The organism is Pseudomonas tumuqii, assembly GCF_013184545.1.
In the GTDB taxonomy this organism is placed as follows: Bacteria; Pseudomonadota; Gammaproteobacteria; order Pseudomonadales; family Pseudomonadaceae; genus Aquipseudomonas; species Aquipseudomonas tumuqii.
This window is the reverse complement of sequence record NZ_JAAOJA010000005.1, coordinates 121,271-137,397: the sequence shown is the minus strand read 5'-3', so window position 1 is coordinate 137,397 and position 16,127 is coordinate 121,271. Positions and strand designations below refer to the sequence as shown.

Genomic DNA, 16,127 nt, shown 5'->3' with positions numbered 1-16,127 from the left:
AACAACAAAAATCGCAGCCGAGGGCTGCGATTTTTTTATCCGCATGCAGGACATAGCCCATGGATCGATTCCAGGAAATGCAGGTCTTCGCCGCCGTCGCCCAGGAGCAAGGCTTCTCGGCGGCGGCGCGGCGTCTGGGGTTGTCGGCAGCCAGTGTCACCCGCGCGGTGGCGGCGCTTGAGCGGCGCATTGGCACTCAGTTGCTGACGCGTACCACCCGCAGCGTGCACTTGAGCGAGGCGGGTCAGCGTTATCTGGAAGACTGTCGCAGGATTCTGGCCGAGGTGCAGGAAGCCGAGGATTCGGCAGCCGGGAGCCACGCCCAGCCCCGTGGGCAACTGACGATCACCGCGCCGGTGTTGTTCGGCGAGTTGTTCGTCACCCCGGTCATGGTCGGTTACCTGACGCAATTCCCCGATGTCAGCATCAACGCGCTACTGGTCGACCGGGTGGTGAGCATGGTCGAGGAGGGCGTCGATGTGGCGGTGCGCATCGGTGAGTTGCCTGACAGCAATCAGCATGCGATTCGCGTGGGCGAAGTGCGCCGGGTGATCTGCGCGTCCCCTGGATTCCTGACCGAGCACGGTCGGCCTCGCCATCCTGCAGAGTTGAGCGCCGCCCCGATCGTCGCCACCTCGTCCATTGGCCAGCTCCGAAGCTGGCCGTTCCTCGATGCGGGCGAGCCGATCAGCGTGCGTGCGGAACCGCGTCTTGTGGTCACCGCCAATCAGGCGGCTATCACTGCCGCCGCCATGGGACTGGGGCTGACCCGAGTGCTGTCGTATCAAGTGGCGAGCAAGGTCGCCGCCGGTGAGCTGGAAATCGTTCTGGCTGACTTCGAACTGCCGGCATGGCCCATTCATGTGGTCTACCAGGGCGGGCGCAAGGCCCCGGTGCGGGTGCGTAGTTTTGTCGACTTCGCGGTCAAGGTGCTGCGCGAACACCCGGCCCTGCGCGGCTGAAGGGTTATTGCGCTGGCTGAAATAATGGATTGCGTTTGCTGGTTATTCTGCTGTTTTGCTGGTGGGCGGAAGATAGCTCCCATCGGCGCTGATCGTTCCTGAACGGCGCCATCGCCCAGCGGAGTCGACCATGCACGCGATCAAACTCTACAACTTCCCCCGTTCCGGCCATGCTCACCGTGTCGAGCTGATGCTGTCTCTGTTGCAACTGCCGACCGAGCTGATCTTTGTCGATTTGGCCAAGGGCGCGCACAAGCAGGCGGATTTTCTTGCGCTCAACTCCTTTGGCCAGGTCCCGGTGATTGATGATCAAGGCGTGGTGCTGGCCGATTCCAATGCGATCCTGGTCTACCTGGCGCAGAAATACGGCGACGGTCACTGGTTGCCAACCGATCCGCTCGGGGCGGCCAAGGTGCAGCGCTGGTTGTCGGTCGCCGCCGGGCCGATTGCCTTCGGTCCCGCCAGGGCAAGGCTGATCACCGTGTTTGGGGCGCCTTACAACGCGCAGGAGGTGATCGCTTATTCCCACAGCTGGCTCAACGTGATCGATCAGGAACTGGGCGCCACGGCCTATCTGGCCGGTAGCGAGCCGACTATCGCCGACATCGCCGCGTACAGCTACATCGCCCATGCACCGGAAGGCAATGTGTCGCTGGACGACTACGCCAACATCCGCGCCTGGCTGGCGCGGATTGAAGCCTTGCCAGGGTTTGTCGGCATGCCGCGCACCGTCGCCGGGTTGCAAAAAACTGCCTGATGCTCACGGCCCGACTCCGCCGGGCCGTTCTGATTGCGCGAGGAGCGCAGGGGAGAAGCCGTTATGCAACCTTCACCTTGGCACGCAGGCGAGCAACAGTTGCAGGCTCACGTGGGTGTCGCCGAGCGCATGGACGCCTTGGGTCGCCGGGTGATTCGCGGCGAGATGCCGGATCAGCACCGCACCTTCTATCAGCAACTGCCATTCATGCTGTACGGCGCGGTGGATGCCGACGGCAACCCCTGGGCCAGCATTCTCGAAGGGCCGCCGGGCTTTGCGCAGGCGCCCGCGTCTGCGCTGTTGCAGGTCGGCAGCCTGCCTGGCAGCGACGACCCGGCACAACTGCACGACGGGGCGGCGATCGGCCTGCTCGGTATCGAGCTGCACAGCCGCCGGCGCAACCGGCTCAATGGTCGAGTCGGTGCGGTAACGGCGAGCGGCTTCGAGGTGAAGGTGGAGCAATCCTTCGGCAATTGCCCGCAATACATTCAATTGCGCCAGTTTCGCCCGGTGCCCTTGGCGGATCCGGCGACCCGTAGCGCGCAGCGCCTCGATGGGCTGGATGACGCGGCCAAAGCCATGATCGCCGGCGCCGATACCTTCTTCGTCGCCAGTTATGTGGACGTCGATGGCCAGCGCTCGGTGGACGTTTCTCATCGCGGTGGCCAGGCCGGTTTCGTCCAGGTAGAGGGCAATCGCCTGACCATCCCGGACTTCGCCGGCAACCTGTTCTTCAATACCCTGGGCAACCTGCTGATCAACCCTCGAGCCGGTTTGCTGTTCATCGATTTCGAATCGGGCGACCTGCTGCACCTCAGCGGTCGCACCCAGGTCATCCTCGACGGCCCGCAGGTCGACGCCTTTCAGGGGGCCGAGCGGCTGTGGACGGTCGAGGTGGAGCGCGTGGTGCGTCGGCCCGCCGCGCTGGCCTTGCGCTGGCGCTTTGACGGCCTGTCGCCCAGCAGTTTGCTGACCGGCAGCTGGGCGCAGGCGAACGCCCGCCTGCAAGCCCAGGCCCTGGGGGATCGCTGGCGGCCGCTGCGAGTGACGCGCATCGAACAGGAAAGCCGCCACATCCGCTCGATCTATCTGCAGCCTGCCGATGGCGCCGGGTTGCCGCTGTTTCAGGCCGGGCAACATCTGCCTTTGCGCTTCAACCTTGCAGGCGCCGTGCACATCCGCACCTACAGCCTGTCGAGCGCGCCGTCAGATGACTTTTTCCGCATCAGCGTCAAGCGTGATGGCTTGGTGTCCAGCCACCTGCATGAACAGATTCGGGTCGGCGATGTGCTGGAAGCGCGGGCGCCGCAGGGACATTTCAGCGTGGCCGCCACTGAGCGTCGGCCGCTGGTGCTACTGGCCGCCGGCGTCGGCATCACGCCGCTGCTGTCGATGCTGCGCGAGGTGGTCTATCAAGGCCTGCGCACGCGGCGCATCCGGCCTACCTGGTTGTTGCAGAGTTCGCGGACCTTGGCCGATCAGCCGTTTCGTCCCGAGCTGGAGCGCTTGCTCGACGGCCTCGGTGACGCGGTGCGCGTGCTGCGTTTGCTCAGCCAGCCGGAATCCGAAGCGCGGGAGGGCGAAGACTTCGACCTGACCGGGCGCATCGATGCCGACCTGCTCAAGACCATTCTCGAGGTGGAGGACCACGAGCAAGTGGATTTTGTCCTCTGTGGCCCGGGAAGTTTCACCCAGGGGCTGTACGACAGCCTGCGGGATCTGCACATCCGCGACTCGAGGATTCATGCCGAAACCTTTGGCCCGTCGACGCTGCGGCGCAAGCCGGACCCGGACGCGCTGGTCGTCGCGCAACCAGCGGCCGCCAGCGTTTCGGTGCCCGTCGTGTTCCAGCGCTCGGCCACAGAGGCGTGCTGGCAGCCGGACGGCGGCAGTTTGCTGGAGTTGGCGGAAAGCCGTGGCCTGCGCCCGGAATTCAGTTGCCGCGGCGGTTCGTGCGGGACCTGCAGGACGCGCCTGATCAGCGGCGAGGTGAATTATCCACAGCCGCCTGCGGAGGTTCCCGACGCAGGCGAGGTGCTGATCTGTTGTGCGGTGCCGGCGCAGGGTTCGCAGCCACTGGTGCTCGACCTGTAACACCTTGTCCTGCAGAGATCGTGATTTTTGGGGGGATGTTTGCGACGGGGTCTGTCGGTTGTTGGGTCGGAAGGGAAATGGACAGGCTTTGGGGGGCGCTGCAAATTCAGCCGGATAATAGGGGGCAGACCACGGTTTCACTTGAATGACCAAGCAGAAGCAAAAACCGTGGTCCCCTATTACCTTCTGGACAGTTTCGATTACTTCGCCAGTTCGCACTTCTGCAGGTGTGCTTGGGCGGTTGCTTCCGGGATCACTTCAAGTTTGGCGCCACCCACGAATACGCCCATTTTGATGGACTGACGTACATAGTGGTTTTGCCCAGCGACGGCCAGCAGGTCGATGGCGTTGTCGCTGAATTCGGATTCGGTGGCGATGACGCGCTTGCCCGGGTTCACCAGACGGTAGAAGTAGGTGCGGTTGGCTGTCTCGCCAATCACTTCCCCATCGACCTTGACGGTCTTCTTCAGCGCTTGGCCGGCGAAGCTGTCGCGGTAGATATACAGCCCGGCCTTATCAGCGGGTGGGGCGGGGTAGGCCTTCAGTGCGGTGTCGGCTGAAGGGCTGTCCATAGGTACGGATGCACAACCAGTAAGAACGGCGAAGCCGAGCATGGTGATAAACAGCTTGAAGCGGTTTTGCATGGGGAAATCCTTTTCAGGAGAGGTTGGATAAGGCTCTAACGCGGCGCCTACAGGGCCTTCGCGGCGCGATTATGGCAGATTGATATCACCTTGGGCACTGGTGTTTGCTGATGTCTGGTTGCGGGGTAATAGGGGGGCAGACCACGGTTACGTTTGAATGATCAAGCAGAAGCGAAAAACCGTGGTCCCCTATTACTCCTTACTGCTCAAGCCGCCTCGCAGTGCAGGCTACGCAGCAGGCCTTGCCGCATGGCCCGGTCAAGCACCTGCTGCAACGGCGGGGCGGCGAAGAATGCCTGCATCTGCGCCGCCGATTGCCAGCGACTTTCCAACACCCACAGCGCTGCATCGTGCGGCAGCCGCCGCACCTCGACGCCCAGACAACCTGGCATGCCCCGCACGGGCTCACGCAGGTCATGCAGGCACAGCCCCAACTGCTCGGTGCGGCCATCCATGGCCTGCAGCACAGAGGTATGACTAGGCATCGGCGTGCTCTCCAGATTTACAGGCTCAGTAGGGGCTGGCGGTCGGCCGCACGATCAGCTCGCTGACATCGACATCCGCGGGCTGCTCGACGGCATAGGCGATGGCGCGGGCAATCGCATCCGGGGTGATGGCGACCTTGCGAAACGCCTTCATCGCCTCACGGCTCGGCGCATCGGAAATGCTGTCCGCCAACTCCGACTCGACCACCCCCGGCGATACCAGGGTGACGCGAATATCACCGCCCACTTCCTGGCGCAAGCCTTCGGAAATGGCGCGCACGGCGTACTTGGTTGCGCAATACACCGCACCGGTCGGCACCACACTGTAAGCACCGATGGAGGCGATATTGACGAACTGGCCGCTGCGCTGACGCTGCATCACCGGTAATGCGGCGGCGATGCCGTGCAGGACGCCACGGATATTGACGTCGATCATGCGGTTCCACTCTTCCACCTTAAGTGCATCGAGGCGCGACAACGGCATGACCCCGGCGTTATTGATCAGCACATCGACCCGGCCGTACTGCGCCAGAGCCGCATCGACAAACGCCTGGGTGTCGGCCTGACTGGTCACATCCAGGCGGCGGTACTCGGCGCTGCCACCGGCCGCGCGGATCTCGCCAACCAGTTGCTCCAGGCGTTCGGTACGCCGTGCGCCGAGCAGCAGCCGCGCGCCCTGCTCGGCCAGCAAGCGCGCACAGGCCTCGCCGATACCGCTGCTGGCACCGGTGATCAGAATGACTTTGTCTTGAATATTCAACATGGCGAAATCTCCGCTGGTAAGCGGCAAGGCGTGCCGCGACACCAACAGATTCCGCCAGACAGCCTGTGCAGGGTTAGACGATTCCTGGCGGATTATTGCCTAAAACTGTAATCACCCATGCAAATGCCCAACCCACGAAAATCCCGCCTGCCTTGCATGCCTAGAGATAAAGGCCAGTAAAATCGGGTGATTTGCCTATTTGTGGTGAATGATTGCCTGATCCTGCAATGCATCATGCGCAGCGCAGACTTGCCTGAAAAACCGGACTAGTCTGCAGGCAGACACAGGAGCCCTGCCCACATGACCCCCCTCGTCAGCCAACCAGCCCTCGACGACAGCCTGGCCTCTCGCCAGGCCGAACTGGCCGCCTTGATCCAGCGCCATTGTCCGGGCGATGGCCTGCATGGCAGCGCAATTCCCGGTCTCGACCTGGCCTGCGCGACCCAACCCAGCCTGCCCATACCGACGCTGTACCGGCCATGCCTGTGCATCATTGCCCAGGGCCGCAAGGATGTGCGCCTCGCGGGTGAGCAGTACACCTACGACCCGCTGAACTACCTGGTGGCCTCGGTCACACTGCCGGTTACCGGTCAGGTGATCGACGCGACCCCCGAGCATCCCTACCTGAGCCTGCGCCTGGACATCGATCCGGCGCTGATCACCAGCCTGATCGCCGACCTGGGGCCCATCGGCGTGCCCAATCCCGGCCCACGCCGGGCGCTGTACCTGGATCGCCTGGACACCCAGCTGCTCGACACCGTGTTGCGCCTGCTGCGCCTGCTGGAGACGCCGCGCGATATCGCCATGCTCGCGCCGCTGGCCCTGCGCGAGATTTTCTACCGCCTGCTGCACAGCCCCCAGGGCCACCGCCTGTACGAGATCGCCATCGCCGACAGCCAGGGCCAGCGCATCACCCGCGCCATCGAATGGCTGAACCAGCATTTCGACCAACCCATGCGTATCGAGGACCTGGCCCGCGAGGTCAACCTCAGCACCTCGACCCTGCACCACCGCTTCAAGGCAGTCACCGCCCTCAGCCCACTGCAATATCAGAAGCAATTGCGCCTGCAGGAAGCGCGGCGCCTGATGCTCTGCGAAGGCCTGGAAGCCGCCTCGGCAAGTTACCGGGTCGGCTATGAAAGCCCGTCGCAGTTCAGCCGCGAATACAGCCGCCTGTTCGGTGCGCCGCCACTGCGCGATCTGGCCCGTTTTAGAAACTCTGCATAGGACAATCGGGGACACGGATTCGCTTGAGTGATCAAGCAGAAGCGAAAAACCGTGGTCTGTTCCTTATTACTCCTGCGGGGCTTTTTGATAGCGATGGCTTAAGCGGCGAAGCCACCGTCGATCGAGAGGCTGGCGCCGGTGACGTAACCCGCCTCGGGACCGGCGAGGTAGGCAACGAATGCGGCGATTTCTTCGGCGCGGCCGTAGCGCTCGATCGCCATCAGGCCCTTCATGGTTGCCGCGAAGTCACCGTTCTCCGGATTCATGTCGGTGTCCACCGGCCCCGGCTGCACATTGTTCACCGTGATGCCGCGAGGGCCTAGATCGCGCGCCATGCCACGGGTCAGTCCGACAATGGCCGATTTGCTCATGGCGTAAACACTGCCACCGGCGAAGGGCATGCGGTCGGCATTGGTGCTGCCGATGGTGATGATGCGGCCACCTTCGGTCATGTGCCGCGCGGCTTCCTGACTGGCAACGAACACGCTGCGTACGTTGACGGCCAGGGTGCGGTCGAAATCTTCCAGACTGAAATCTTCGATCGGTGCAATCGCCAGCACTCCGGCATTGTTCACCAGGATGTCGATACGCCCGAAGTGGCTCAGCGTCTGGCTGACGGCGCCACGTACGGCGTCGGCGTCGGCGCTGTCGGCCTTGATGGCGAGGGCACGGCCGCCGGCCGCTTCGATGCCTCGTACCAGCTCGGCGGCTTTGTCCGCCGAGCTTACATAGGTGATGGCCACAGCCGCACCTTCGTGGGCCAGGCGCTCGGCGATGGCGGCGCCGATGCCCCGCGAGCCGCCCTGGATCAGGGCGACTTTGCCAGTGAGGTTGTTACTGCTGGGAGTGGTGATGCTCGACATGCTCGTTGCTCCGATTGAACGGGCGACTTGCCCGGATGAAACGAGTATCTACCGTCGATTGCATATCGATAATCCATCAATCACTCTGTTCACTCGATCCTTTTGGTTTACGGAGACGCTATGGAAACGCTCGCGGGCCTCGACTGTTTCGTGCGCAGCGCCGAGGCCGGCAGTTTTGCCGAGGCCGCACGCCGCCTGGGGATAACGCCCGCCGCAGTGGGCAAGAGCGTGGCCAAGCTGGAGGCCAGTCTCGGTGTGCGTCTGTTTCAGCGCAGTACCCGCAGCCTGACCCTGACCGAAGCCGGCGAGCGTTTCCTGCTCGAAGTCCGCGGCGGCCTGAGCAGCATTCAGCGCGCCGTAGCCAACCTGGCTAGCGCCGCCGGGCAGCCCGCCGGTACGCTCAAGGTCAGCATGGGCGTTATCTTTGGTCGCGATTACGTCGTGCCGATGCTGGGTGCCTTTCTGCAGCGCTATCCGGCGATAACGCCCGATTGGCACTTCGATAACAGCCCGGTCGACCTGATCGCTCAAGGCTTCGATGCCGCCATCAGCGGCGCGATGGAACTGTCGCCCGGGGTGGTGGCGCGCAAGTTGGCACCGGCCCGCCGGGTCCTGGTGGCCTCTGCCCGTTATCTGGATGCTCATCCGCCTGCGGCGGTACCGAGCGACCTGGCGCAACATGCCGGCATCCTGGTTCGCTCGCCACAGACGGGGCGGGTCCGCCCCTGGACGCTACGCAATCGCAGCAACGCAGAAGCGGCTATCGAACTGCCGGTACGCATAACCATGACCGATCCGGATGCCGCCTGCCGCGCGGCGGAAATGGGGTTGGGCATCGCCTTGGTCAGCTTGCCGCACGCCCTTCCCTATCTGGACCAGGGCAGCCTGTTGCGGGTGCTGCCCGATTGGTATGTGGACGCGGGGCATATAGCGGTGTACTTCTCCGCGCATACCTTGCTGCCGGCGAAAACCCGCGTCTTTGTGGATTGCCTGGTCGAGCATTTCAAAGCGCAGAATCTGGCTGAGCGGTTTTCCTGCTGAGCCAGATGCGGCGGCGATAGATAATAGGGGACAGACCACGATTTCGCTTGAATGATTAAGCAGAAGCGAAGAACCGTGGTCTGTCCCCTATTATTCGAGAGCCTGCCTGCGGTCTATGGCTTGGGCGCAAGCGGCCCAAAGAACCCGACGATGCGATGCAACTTGCCGTCGGGCGACAACTCACCGAAGTCAACTCCCTCCATAAACACCTTCCCATCCGCAAGCACCATGCGCCAGGTGAAGCGAAGCTTCCCGTGATGCATATCGATCCCACTGGTAAGTTCAAAGTGGGCTCCCGGGAACTGCTCAAAGAACCCGCCGATGTGATCGACGAGTTCTTTTCTGCCTGCGGTGTGTGCGGTGGGGTCGGTATAAGTGCCGTCCTCTGCCCATACGCGGTTGAGCAATTGCTGTCTGAGCGCGCGGTCAGGTTCGCTCCACGCACCCGTGTAAAGCGTGATCAGTTCGGACAGTTCCATGCGTACTCTCCTCTTTGCGGTTGCGGAAAACGGTTCGTTCGTCACGACGTGCTGAATGAGGCCCAACGATTAAGCTGAGGGGCGGCTTTAGCCCGCCCCAGCGAACGAAGTGAGTGATTTCAGCGACATTTTATGCTTATCGCGATTGCAACATTTTATCTATTACGGGGTCCATTTTTGCTTTTGTGCCCTTCCATTTCGTCATGTCTAAACCACCTTTGCCATTCAGATGATATTCACCATAAGCGATTTGCCGGCCAGCATTTTTAATTCTTATTTCAGCGTGAGAAAGGTAAGGCGTAAAATCCCAAGAGCGCAAGGCCGTATAGGTCAAAACGTATTCGCATTTGCTAGTGGCGTTGTTCGAAATAATTTCTGTTGAAATGCCATTTCGTTCGAAGCCGTCTTCAACAACCTGGACAAAGTCAGTAACCAGAACTTTTGGATTTTCTTGAATGCACACATGGCTGATTTTTAACGCAGGATCTACTGGCCTAACATCAATTGACGTGCATCCACTTGCCGTAATCATAACCGCTGAGATAAATGCAAATTTATTCATGGTGCCCTCTCTAATATAGTGCCCTGCATAACTTTTAGGTTAAGGGGCGTCCGCTGGCGGACGTCCCAATGAGCGAAGCGAACGATGTGAATCGTTTGTTAGGCTTATGCGGGTTGTGCTATGGATTGCGATTGGCCATTTTCTTCTTGGGCGTCGAGGAATGCGCGGCGGAAGTTTAGTGGGCTAGAAATTCCAGGTACTGGTGCTTGAGGATTGCCCGCTCCGGACACAACGATAGATCCAAAATTGAAAATACGACCAATAATTCCTTGGTTGACTTGAATGCTTTCAATTTTTTGAATATTAATTTCGATTGTAGAGCGACTAATAAGACCAAATTTGGCGATTACACGCTTGTTGGTAATTGCAAGTTCCGTTGTGAAATACCTAATTGCCGCTGCGATCCAGAATAGAAGCCCGATACCGAAAAAGCCAATAAGGATCAAGCCTACAACCATTAGTGGTAGTAGCGACCAAATACTAATTTTCCCTTGATAAATAACTTTCTCGCCTTTTGTAAGAGCGCTTTCTATGTAACTTCCCATGTGTGTATCTCCTTGGTTGATAAATCTATTTTTGGTAAAATCTAACGCCCGTCATCACCGGTGACAAACCTGCGCGAAGCAGAGGTTTGGCATCCGGTGCATGGGTTGGTTATGCATTGTTGATAAATAATGCGACGTTCTCATTTTCCGAACTTTACTTTAATAACATTAGTTCCATCAATTAGCTCTATTCTTTGTGCCAGCTTCCACTTAGGGTTTTGTGCCCATATAACACCCGTGCCGTCAAGCCGTATGCCACAACCACAATGCGACATGAGCCCTCCATTAATTTGTCCACCGCCGAAAGTTGTAGACTCCGGCGATAACTGAATATTAGTACCGCCGATATTCATATTTACTTCGACCGCAGTAATTGGAAATTTCACTGAGTCGTTATCCTTAAGCACGTCATTCTTGTATCTTCTAGACGCCTCATCGGAGCTGTTCAGTTCCAAGAATTTTAAATAAAGAAAATCTCCGTTTGCGTACTTCACTTCCAGTTCTTTACCTTGTGGAGGGCAACGAAGATCAATTGGACTGCCAATATTTTCCCATGAGTTATCTTCTACTACTAATCGCTCTTCGGCATTAATACTCAACATGTTAATACTCAAACGCAAATAGCCCTCATCGTCTCGTTTTAATGAAACGAGTTCATGACCATCGATTACTATTATTCTGGGCGTTTCATAGTAAAAAATACCACCGACTACGGCCAAAAGGTCGCGTCTTAGCCACTCCAAGTTTCCTTTTACAAATTTTGCATTCGTTCTATCTGACTTTAATGCATGGAGTTGTTCGATTGTGTACGCACCACCATCTGCTTTCTTGTGATGCTGTGCGCATAGAGCAATCATTCCACGTGGTTCATTATGAGGGCGAACACTTACTGGTGGGTCAAAATGGTGATACTCAAGATATGGATTTCCGCATCCCTTAACAGGGCAGCCAAAGCCAACCTCGCTTCTTAAAATCTCCTTCACTTTAGGAGGTATGGCTTTTCTCATAACTTTCGTCATTTACTTTACAATCATCCGTGTGTGAAATGCATAACGTTTGATTAGATAACAGGGCAATCGAGGGCAGACCATGGTTTCGCTTGAGTGATCAAACAGAAGCGAAAACCGTGCCCCTCTATTACTTTACTAGCCACCGAGTCCAATTAAAACACCACCGCCCGACATTGAGTTACGAGAGAACGTAGAACCGCCAACAGTCATGGAGGAAGAGTTACCGAATAAATTCAGGCCAATAGGCCTCATGTCCAGTTCATCTACTATTGCGCTATCATCAGATATGGCTTTAACGCTTAGCACAAGCTTCCCCTGAATAGTCACAACTACAGAGCCCGAAATTTCTTTAACTTCGACAGCAGGGTGTTTTGATACAGAATTCTCTACTACAGACAGAAATTCCTTGGTCTCGGAATTATTTAATGCTTGAAGCCAAATTTGTGGCTTTTCCCCTTTCCCTATTATTAAAGGTAACGTTTCTCCGATTGCAGCTATGTGACCACCACCATTAATAGTGTTACTGCAAACAACTAGGCTTTCATATGGCCGGTATGACTTAGGTAGATTATTTCGCGTAAAAGTCATTGCTGCTCTCCTTTTACTACCCGACGTTGTTTAGGAGAGTTTGTAAAATGCTCCTGAATATTTTTCATTATGAGCTTTCTGTCATTTGGTAGAGCAACTCCTATCAGATACAATACAATACAGACCAAAATACCTGCACCTAGCGCTAACCACTCGCCGAAATATATCTGCTGCTGTACGCCAGCCAATTGGGATGCTCCTTTCCCAAATAGGTTTAATCCAAAACCAAAGGTTGCTAAAAGAATGCTGTTTGCCCAGTTAAACGTAATAGGTTTACCGTTTTTTATGTGCTCAAAGTCGAGAGCGGTCAAAGGGTAATCTGCCTGCCATGTACCTATCGTGGCACCAGATAAAAACCCATGCACAGATATGGTTTCCGTTATGTTCTGGCCTTCTATTCGATTACTCATTCAAAGTTCCATTCTAAAAATCACAGCTTTAGTAATAATTAAAAAACTTCGTTATTGAATAGCCCAGCATCCCAGATAAGCCCGCCTGCACGCCACCGACGCTTATCGTAAGCGCCTCACAGTTCAAGCCATTACCTGTAACGGCAGTCAGCAGTGGGTAATCGCGTGGTCGCGTGTTTTCCCGCAACCGATTCGGCGCGGATAAGTGCTGTCTGGGCAGCTTGCCGCTGCCGTGCGTCGAGCGCAGTGCGCAACGACCAAGCGGGGCGGCATGGCGCGGCGCTGCTATGGCAAGCCTGGGCCAATCGGGTGATGGGCAACACATACCAAATATCCTTTTGGTAACGGCTGACGCGGAGGCTGGCACCGGGCCAGCAAAGGTAGCTCGACCTTAAGCACTCGGCGGCTAAACGGCAAGTCGCCTTTCGCCTCCCCCCTATGCGCAGCCGCTATGCCAGCGGATGGGTCGCGCAGGCGCAACCACCCTGCGGTTGTGGATAACTGCGCTGGGGAAGGGCCAGGTTTGGCTGGAGCCGCGGCCGAGCTGAACGCTGCACGCCTCGCCGCGAACGCCTGGAGACGCTCTCGCGACGGTGCTGGCTATGTTCCCAAGCGCTGACCGGCAGCAGGCTGGCGCCTACCGCCGGAATCTGTCCACCGCCTTGGCATCAGTGCCCGTGCATATGCTCGATCAGCGCGCGCTGTCGGCTGGCCTGGCTGCTGACCTGGTCGGCGAGGTCGAGGGTGTCGCGTTGCAGTTGCAGGCTGTGGCTGGCCAGGCCTTGCAGGGCGTGGATTTTCTGGTTGATCTCCTCGGCGGCCTGGCTCTGCTGGTGGCCGGCGGCGGCGATCTGGCTGCTGATGCCGGCGATCTCGCCGATGCGCAGGGTGATGTGCGCCAGGGCCTGGGCGGTGGCGTCGACCTGTTCGACGCTGGCCCGCGACTGTTGCAGGCCCTGCTGCATGGCCTTGACCACCTGCGCCGTGCCCTGGCGCAGGGCTTCGATCATGCCCTGGATTTCGTCGGTGGAGGCCTGGGTGCGCTGGGCCAGGGAGCGTACCTCGTCGGCCACCACGGCGAAGCCGCGGCCGTTGTCGCCGGCCCGCGCCGCCTCGATGGCGGCATTCAGGGCCAGCAGGTTGGTCTGCTCGGCGATGCTGCGGATCACCGCGAGTATCCCGCCGATGCTCTGGCTGTGCTGGCTCAGGGCGGTGACGGCCGCAGCCGATTGGTCGAGGGTGGCGGCGAGGGCGGCGATGCTCTGGTGCGCATTGCCCACCTGGCGCTGGCCATCGTCGCTCAAGGCCTGCGCCTGCTGGGTCTGTTCGGCGGCATTGCGGGTGTTGCCCGCCACTTCCTGGATGGTCGCGCTGAGCTGTTCGACTGCGGCGCTGATGCCATCCAGGGCCTGTTGCTGCTGCTCGGCCGCCTGATTGCTGGTGCCGAGCAGTTGCCGGGTATGGTCGGCATGGGCGCTGACCCGGCTGCTGCTGTCGCCGATGCGCGCCACCATGGAGGCCAGACGCGCCTCCTGCAGACGGTTGCTCAGCTGCAACTGGCCGACTTCGTCGATCCGCCCGGTGTAGATCAGCTGCTTGATCGGGTGCTCGACGATGCGCCGACTGTCCGCCACCAGCGCGGCGAAGGGCTTGCCGTGCAGGCTCAACAGCAGCCAGCAGAGGCTGGCGCTCGCGGCCAGCACGGCGCCGCCCAGCTGCGGGCTGTGGCTCAGGGCGAGCAGGCCGAGCGGGCTGAAGGCCAGCAGCGCCAGCAGGGACTGGGCGCGCTGGCGGGTCAGCCATTGCCAGCGCAATGCCGCCGGCTGCCTGCCCTGGCTGCGGGTGCGGTAGATGGCGCTGGCGCGCTGGATCGCCTCGGCCTGGGGCAGGCGATAGATGGCCTGGTATTCGCGCACCTTGCCGTCTTCCAGCACCGGGCTGATAAAGGCGTCGACCCAGAACGGCTGGCCGTCGGCCCGGCGGTTCTGCAGCATGCCCATCCAGGACTGGCCGCGGCCGAGGGTCGCCCAGAGATCCTTGATCGGCCCCGGCGGCATCTCCGGGTGACGCAGGCAGCTGGCGGGGCGGCCGAGCAGGGCGCTTTCGCCGAAGCCGGCCAGACGGCACAGCGCCGGGCTGGCGTAGAGGATGTTGGCCTGGCTGTCGGTCAGCAACAGCAGTTGTTGCTGGGCTTGAGCCTGGCCTGGGTCTGGCGCGCGCTGGGACATGGCTTCCGATCCGTAATAAAGGTGGCGGCAGACGCACGGGCCAGCGTTGCCGTGCCGCGCGGGCGCCGCCTGAGTTGAATTCGGGGGTAGTGAGCAAACCGCCCGGCGTGCTGCCGGGCGGTTGCGGGGGGTATTGCCTGTCAGTTACCGGTCGCGCGCATGTGCTGCACGCTGAACATTTCCGGCTTGCTCATTGCCGGGTCGACCTGACCCTTGAACTGGCCGGTGGTGCAGTGCATGGCCTGCACGTCGATCATGCTGAAGCTGTCGTCGATCGACACACCGCTGCCCTTGTTCTTCGCCAGGTGATGATCGGGGTGGGCCTGGCCGATGGTGAAGGTCTTCCACAGGCTGCCCTTGCGGTCATAGGAAATGGTGCGCGGCACGGTGAAGGTCTGCGCATCCACGTAGTGCACGCGCTTGGACAGCGGGTGGCTGCCTTCGACCGGCGCCGACTCGACCTCGTAGACCTTGCGCAGCTGCCAGGTGATGTTGGGGAAACAGCCGCCCTGGCCGGCGAAGGCCACCACCTGGTAGCCGTCGCTGTCCTTGTGGGTTTCGCTGTCCAGGGTCAGGTCGTTGTGGTTGTAGAAGGGCATCAACAGGAACTTGGTGCCCTTGTAGCTCCAGTTCATGTCGGAGATGCGCCCGTTGTAACCCTCGAAATCCTCGATCATCAGGTCCGAGCCGAGGAAGGCGTCGGTTACCTGGCCGGTGGCCAGGCGGCGCACGCGGCGCTGGAAGCCCAGGTAGAGCCAGGAGTTGTCGCGCTTGAGGTCGTCCTCGGCGCGGTGGATCAGCAGCTGGGTGTTGCGCACGTCATAGGGTTCCAGAACCTTGACGTAGATGCCGCGAAACAGCTGCGAGGGGTTCGGCGTGATCGCCGGCAGCGGCTGCTGGTTGACCCGGCCGGTGAAGTTGAGGAAGTGGAAGTCGAACTTGATGGTGCGCTCGACCTTGGCCGAGTCCATGTCGCGGTACTTCCAGTAGAACGGCGAGATGGCCGCGCTGTCGCCCCAGTTGTAGCCGTACTTGTAGTTCCAGGCCAGCTTCTCGCCGGCGCGCGGGTCATTGGCGTCCGGCTCCTGGGGGAAGGGCCGGCCGGCGACCCAGCCTTCGATCTCGCCGGGCTTGGCGCCGAGCTTGACCTTGTCCTGGCCCTGCCGGGTGGCCTCGACATAGTTGGGGTGCAGGTCGAAGGAGGTGGTCTCGCCGACCTGCATGTCCAGCCAGCCCTTCTCGATAAAGCCATAGAAGGCCGGATCGATGATGTCCTTGAACTGGGCGACGTTGGCCTTGTTGATGGTCAGGCCGGCGCTGAGCCCGGCAAACGCCGGTTTCTCGGCCTGGTAGGGGTAGAACGAGTTGTCGATCACGGCCGAGTCGGCCTGGGCGACACCTGCGCTCATGGCCAGGGCAAGGGCGGCGAAACGGAAGCGGAATTGCTTGTTCATGGGTCTTCCTCGTGG

At 59.9% G+C, this 16,127-nt stretch carries 17 protein-coding genes; 5 read left to right on the top strand and 12 right to left on the bottom strand.

The window, feature by feature from the left end:
• Positions 1 to 59 precede the first annotated feature (59 nt).
• The 3 genes from G9C89_RS11535 to G9C89_RS11525 all read left to right on the top strand — a co-directional run bounded on the left by G9C89_RS11535 (position 60) and on the right by G9C89_RS11525 (position 3,813).
• Positions 60 to 962, top strand: a complete 903-nt coding sequence (locus tag G9C89_RS11535; protein WP_172148034.1) for a LysR family transcriptional regulator — start codon at positions 60 to 62, stop codon at positions 960 to 962.
• Between the two features lie 130 nt (positions 963 to 1,092).
• Positions 1,093 to 1,719, top strand: a complete 627-nt coding sequence (locus tag G9C89_RS11530) for a glutathione S-transferase family protein (protein WP_172148033.1) — start codon at positions 1,093 to 1,095, stop codon at positions 1,717 to 1,719.
• A gap of 63 nt (positions 1,720 to 1,782) precedes the next feature.
• Positions 1,783 to 3,813: a 2Fe-2S iron-sulfur cluster-binding protein gene (locus G9C89_RS11525; protein WP_172148032.1), complete on the top strand. Its 2,031-nt coding sequence runs from the start codon at positions 1,783 to 1,785 to the stop codon at positions 3,811 to 3,813.
• Between the two features lie 200 nt (positions 3,814 to 4,013).
• Here G9C89_RS11525 and G9C89_RS11520 read toward each other — a convergent pair whose 3' ends face one another.
• The 3 genes from G9C89_RS11520 to G9C89_RS11510 form a co-directional block, all read right to left on the bottom strand.
• The gene (locus tag G9C89_RS11520; RefSeq protein WP_172148031.1) at positions 4,014 to 4,457 is read right to left on the bottom strand and encodes a DUF2846 domain-containing protein; all 444 of its coding nucleotides are present in this window, start codon (positions 4,455 to 4,457) and stop codon (positions 4,014 to 4,016) included.
• Between the two features lie 206 nt (positions 4,458 to 4,663).
• Positions 4,664 to 4,942 (bottom strand): antibiotic biosynthesis monooxygenase, encoded by a 279-nt coding sequence (locus tag G9C89_RS11515; protein WP_172148030.1) that lies wholly within the window; start codon positions 4,940 to 4,942, stop codon positions 4,664 to 4,666.
• Positions 4,943 to 4,967: 25 nt separating this feature from the next.
• Entirely contained in the window at positions 4,968 to 5,705 is a 738-nt protein-coding gene (locus G9C89_RS11510) for an SDR family oxidoreductase (RefSeq protein WP_172148029.1), read from the bottom strand.
• Positions 5,706 to 6,005: 300 nt separating this feature from the next.
• On the opposite strand from G9C89_RS11510, the gene G9C89_RS11505 reads away from it, so the two are divergent.
• Entirely contained in the window at positions 6,006 to 6,932 is a 927-nt protein-coding gene (locus tag G9C89_RS11505; protein WP_172148028.1) for an AraC family transcriptional regulator, read from the top strand.
• 98 nt (positions 6,933 to 7,030) lie between these two features.
• Here the strand turns inward: G9C89_RS11505 and G9C89_RS11500 are convergent, their stop codons facing one another.
• Entirely contained in the window at positions 7,031 to 7,795 is a 765-nt protein-coding gene (locus tag G9C89_RS11500; RefSeq protein WP_172148027.1) for a 3-oxoacyl-ACP reductase family protein, read from the bottom strand.
• Between the two features lie 120 nt (positions 7,796 to 7,915).
• Between G9C89_RS11500 and G9C89_RS11495 the strand changes: the two genes are divergently transcribed.
• The gene (locus G9C89_RS11495; RefSeq protein WP_172148026.1) at positions 7,916 to 8,836 is read left to right on the top strand and encodes a LysR family transcriptional regulator; all 921 of its coding nucleotides are present in this window, start codon (positions 7,916 to 7,918) and stop codon (positions 8,834 to 8,836) included.
• A 113-nt stretch (positions 8,837 to 8,949) separates the two neighbouring features.
• Here G9C89_RS11495 and G9C89_RS11490 read toward each other — a convergent pair whose 3' ends face one another.
• From G9C89_RS11490 to G9C89_RS11455, 8 genes are all read right to left on the bottom strand, one after another.
• Positions 8,950 to 9,315 (bottom strand): nuclear transport factor 2 family protein, encoded by a 366-nt coding sequence (locus G9C89_RS11490; protein ID WP_172148025.1) that lies wholly within the window; start codon positions 9,313 to 9,315, stop codon positions 8,950 to 8,952.
• Between the two features lie 136 nt (positions 9,316 to 9,451).
• The gene (locus tag G9C89_RS11485) at positions 9,452 to 9,877 is read right to left on the bottom strand and encodes an Sbal_3080 family lipoprotein (protein ID WP_172148024.1); all 426 of its coding nucleotides are present in this window, start codon (positions 9,875 to 9,877) and stop codon (positions 9,452 to 9,454) included.
• Positions 9,878 to 9,981: 104 nt separating this feature from the next.
• The gene (locus G9C89_RS11480; RefSeq protein ID WP_172148023.1) at positions 9,982 to 10,422 is read right to left on the bottom strand and encodes a PH domain-containing protein; all 441 of its coding nucleotides are present in this window, start codon (positions 10,420 to 10,422) and stop codon (positions 9,982 to 9,984) included.
• Positions 10,423 to 10,562: 140 nt separating this feature from the next.
• Complete coding sequence (locus tag G9C89_RS11475; protein WP_172148022.1) at positions 10,563 to 11,429, bottom strand: HNH endonuclease; 867 nt, start codon at positions 11,427 to 11,429, stop codon at positions 10,563 to 10,565.
• A 138-nt stretch (positions 11,430 to 11,567) separates the two neighbouring features.
• Positions 11,568 to 12,020, bottom strand: coding sequence for a hypothetical protein (locus G9C89_RS11470; protein WP_172148021.1), 453 nt, complete (start codon positions 12,018 to 12,020; stop codon positions 11,568 to 11,570).
• The gene (locus tag G9C89_RS11465; protein WP_172148020.1) at positions 12,017 to 12,430 is read right to left on the bottom strand and encodes a hypothetical protein; all 414 of its coding nucleotides are present in this window, start codon (positions 12,428 to 12,430) and stop codon (positions 12,017 to 12,019) included. The genes G9C89_RS11470 and G9C89_RS11465 overlap by 4 nt, the downstream gene beginning before the upstream one ends.
• Before the next feature lie 668 nt (positions 12,431 to 13,098).
• Entirely contained in the window at positions 13,099 to 14,658 is a 1,560-nt protein-coding gene (locus G9C89_RS11460) for a methyl-accepting chemotaxis protein (protein WP_172148019.1), read from the bottom strand.
• Between the two features lie 140 nt (positions 14,659 to 14,798).
• Entirely contained in the window at positions 14,799 to 16,112 is a 1,314-nt protein-coding gene (locus G9C89_RS11455) for a DUF1329 domain-containing protein (protein ID WP_172148018.1), read from the bottom strand.
• Positions 16,113 to 16,127: the final 15 nt, after the last annotated feature.